Source organism: Gordonia sp. GN26 (assembly GCF_054823965.1).
Genome location: NZ_JSYC01000142.1, coordinates 1 through 462, shown reverse-complemented (window position 1 = coordinate 462; position 462 = coordinate 1). Strand labels below are relative to the sequence as shown.

The following is a 462-nucleotide window of genomic DNA, read 5'->3' as shown; positions in this document are numbered from 1 at the left end:
GAGGTCGGCTTTGATGATCAGCTGGGTCGGTAACCCGCGGTGACTCTTACCCAGGAGTCCGTCGTCGAAGACGGCTTTGAGTAGTGCGTTGAACGCGTCGTGGTTGAGCTGGGCCGGGGTGCGATCATCGCGTTCGGCCGCAGCACCCACAACCTCGGGGTCGGCGTCTTCGATCGACCCGTGTGGGGAATCGGGGTCGTCGGGGTTGTTCATGCCCGGTTTGGCCCACACGGCGAGCAGCATCGTGACCCGGGCGAGCAGTTCGGGGGTCAGGTTGGCGATCATCTTGGCGGTGCCGTCGACACGCTGGCGGTGGACCGACAGGTTGCGGCGACGTGTGCGGTCGGTGTCGTCGGCGAGTGCGCCGTCAGGATCGAGGTGAGCCAGTAGCCGCGCACCGAGGGCAGCGATGTCGGCTGGGGTGTGGTCGACGGCGATCTCGGCCATCTGTCGTTCGGCGGC

The 462-nt window shown here is 66.7% G+C and carries 1 protein-coding gene; it reads right to left on the bottom strand.

Going from position 1 to position 462, the window contains the following annotated elements; all coding sequences use genetic code 11:
* The coding region (locus OK17_RS20420) for a DUF222 domain-containing protein (RefSeq protein ID WP_461418562.1) at window positions 1-462 on the bottom strand (462 nt) is incomplete at both ends.